The sequence below is a fragment of the Alteromonas sp. CH_MED4-4 genome (genome assembly GCF_037029575.1).
GTDB lineage: Bacteria > Pseudomonadota > Gammaproteobacteria > Enterobacterales > Alteromonadaceae > Alteromonas > Alteromonas macleodii.
Window position 1 is genome coordinate 1 of the sequence record NZ_JAYMEU010000061.1, and the last position, 3,036, is coordinate 3,036.

2 protein-coding genes are annotated in these 3,036 nt (G+C 37.7%); both read left to right on the forward strand.

Features of this window, described 5'->3' with window-relative positions:
- Positions 1-343: 343 nt before the first annotated feature.
- The gene (locus tag WA381_RS20820) at positions 344-1,039 is read left to right on the forward strand and encodes a PepSY domain-containing protein (RefSeq protein ID WP_156086149.1); all 696 of its coding nucleotides are present in this window, start codon (positions 344-346) and stop codon (positions 1,037-1,039) included.
- A 2-nt stretch (positions 1,040-1,041) separates the two neighbouring features.
- Positions 1,042-2,922, forward strand: coding sequence for a PepSY domain-containing protein (locus tag WA381_RS20825; RefSeq protein ID WP_156086150.1), 1,881 nt, complete (start codon positions 1,042-1,044; stop codon positions 2,920-2,922).
- Positions 2,923-3,036: the final 114 nt, after the last annotated feature.

Genomic DNA, 3,036 nt, shown 5'->3' on the forward strand with positions numbered 1-3,036 from the left:
TTAAACGCCAAACAATATATCTTAATTCCAGAAAGAATAACAATTCCCACGCTTTACAATCTGGGTTTAAAAAGCCAGTTTGACTGCCACTTTCAGCTCTGCAAGGTAAAAAAAGCAGCCATTCACAGTCAACCTCAAACAGTCTAAGTGTCTGTAATTTATTCTTTTTTTTCAAAAAGACATATAAAAGATGTTTAATTGAGTCAAAAAAGAGATCCAATATTTGAATAATTCAGGATAAAAATTCAATAATGCCGTCGTACTGACTACAGACGCTCAAACGGAGCGTAAAAAGTGATAGGGCATCTCCTATTTAAGACATTAGAGTTGAAGGTTAGAGTCGATGAAGTTTGTAAATAAGATCCGCAAGTATCATAAATGGATGATGCTGTTTTTAGGTATTCAGTTTGTCATATGGTCGGTCACTGGCGCTTATATGGTAGTTATCGACCTAAACTATATCCATGGCAACAACTTGATCGCAGACCATCAACCAAACATCAATTCTCAAGATGTAAAATATAGCTTAACTGACATATTGGTTGACTACCCAAACGCAACCGAAATTGAACTAGCGACCTTAGCTGAACAAACCGTCTATCATGTGTCTAACGATGGTCAAGAGTTATTACTTAGTGCGCGAACTGGTGAACGCTTGGCACCATTTGATAAAAAGCGGGCCATAGAAATCTCTAATTATTATTACAGTGGTACATCAGCTGTAAAAGAAATTAATTTAATTACTGAAAATCCACCATATGGTTTAAATGAAAAGTTTTTACCGGCATATCGTATTGATTATGATGCCTTTAGCAGCCCATCAATCTATATCTCTGCAGAATCCGGAAAATTAGTTCGTTATCGTCATAACTTTTGGCGAATATTCGACTGGATGTTTCGATTCCACTTAGCGGATTACAATAATCGTGAACGCGATAACTGGCTGCTTTTCTGGCTAACCCTATTCAGTATTGGCGCCTGTTTATTGGGATTAGGATTAAGTTATTACACTGTACTGCGTAAAGCAAAGGAGGCGTGAGTATGCAGTTTATCAAATCAATACATAAATGGACCTCCGTATTAGTCGGGATACAGTTACTAATTTGGTTACTGAGTGGTTTTTATTTTAATATTATGGACGTGAGTAAAGTTCGTGGCGACCAATATCAAAATAAAATATCGCCTGTGGCAAGTCCTCTTACAACCTATCAATCTAATCAATCTAAACTTTTATATCCACAGGACATTTTAGATAATGTGCGTACCAGTAGCAGCCCGGTCCCACGCCCCACTCAATCAATTAAGCTTATATCTTTGCAAGATAAGCCATACTACTTGTTAACTCACCACAAAGGATTGAGGCGGCATTTTGAAAGTGATTATACTCTTATCGATGCTTATACAGGCCAACCAAAATTAATTGATGCCGAGTTAGCTAGCCATATCGCCTCTCGCTCATATAATGGTCCAGGTGAACTCCTATCAGCAACAAAGTTGACTCCCCCAATAGACGACTTGCCAAGAGAGAAAAACCAAGTCTGGCAAGTTAACTTCGCCGATAAGGTCAATACAAGTGTGTATGTTGATGCTCGTACTGGAGAATTAATCTCTCATAGTGATGACGACAAACGTTTTGCTGACTTCTTCTATATGCTGCATTTTATGGATTATAACGGCGTTGGCGGCTTCAATAGTTGGCACATTATCTTGTTCGCATTTATAACTTTATGGCTTTGTCTATCTGGCTTTATTTGGACCATTCAATTGGCGTTTGGAGGCAACTACAGACTGAGCTTTTTAGCCAAAAAACACCCTGTATTTATTAAAAAACAAATGAGTGAACCTGTTGGTAATTTAAAGATTTCTAGTCATCAAAATTTAATGGAAGGTTTAAATGCCCATGACATTCTTATTCCATCTACTTGTGGAGGTGGAGGCACATGTGGACAGTGTAAGGTTAAGTTAAATCCAGCCCTAACACCTAATTCTGCAGAGCGCGTATTATTGTCTCAGACCGAAATTGATGCGGGACACCGGCTCGCCTGTCAACATCACAGCAATGAAGTCAAAGAAGTTGAATTATTGGCTCATAAAGCGGAGAAACATAACTTAATATTGACACATTCAATATTTCTGAGCCCTTTTATAAAAGAGCTACGTTTTAAAGTTAACAGTGAAAATCCACTAAAATTTAGAGCCGGCGCCTATATGCAGTTTAATATTCCTGCTGCGCATGGTAGTTCAGTGCCGTCGATTATTCCTGATGAATTTCAAACATATTGGGAACACATTAAAAGGCTTAATTATAATCACACTGCGATTAACCGTTGCTATTCTTTGGCAAATTATGATTCGCATACAAATGAATTAACTTTTTTAATCAAGATGCAGCCGGCACCTAGAGCAAATTTACTGCCTGGTTTTGGCTCAAATTACATCTGCAATATGCTGCCTGGCGAAAGTATCGAAGCGATTGGACCGTTCGAAAAATTTTATGTAAGTAATTCACATATCGACACCGCAAGAACAATGGTAATGATTGGAGCGGGTTCGGGAATAGCCCCTCTCAAATCAATAATAATGGAGCAATTAGAAAAACTTAAATGCCAGGAAAATATTCACTTTTACTTTGGGGCTCGTCATAAAGTTGATTTAATTTATCGTGAGTTATTCGAAAGATTGGCCTTTGAATATCAAAATTTTCACTTTACGCCTGTATTATCTAAGCCCGACACAAATTGGGATGGTGCAAATGGTTATGTCCAGCAGGTAATCGATAATTCAATAGACACTCTGGGAGATTTAAATCAGATCCAGTTTTATTTGTGTGGCCCCAAACAGATGATGTTAGAAACCATATCAATGCTGAAAAAGCACGGTGTAAAAGACTCTGCCATTTTATGTGATGATTTTTCTAATTAAGCATTAAAGTTACCTTATAACTCAAGTTAAAATATAAAAGGGGGCAACTCCAATTTAATTGCTGTTTCGCAGTAAGCGTAACTCGAACCACACAACCGGCCAAGATAATTGACG

What these genes read in the sequence shown, in the direction of transcription:
- WA381_RS20825 (WP_156086150.1), top strand. Translation starts at nt 1,042, where the DNA reads ATGCAGTTTATCAAATCAATACATAAATGGACCTCCGTATTAGTCGGG.
- WA381_RS20820 (WP_156086149.1), top strand. Translation starts at nt 344, where the DNA reads ATGAAGTTTGTAAATAAGATCCGCAAGTATCATAAATGGATGATGCTG.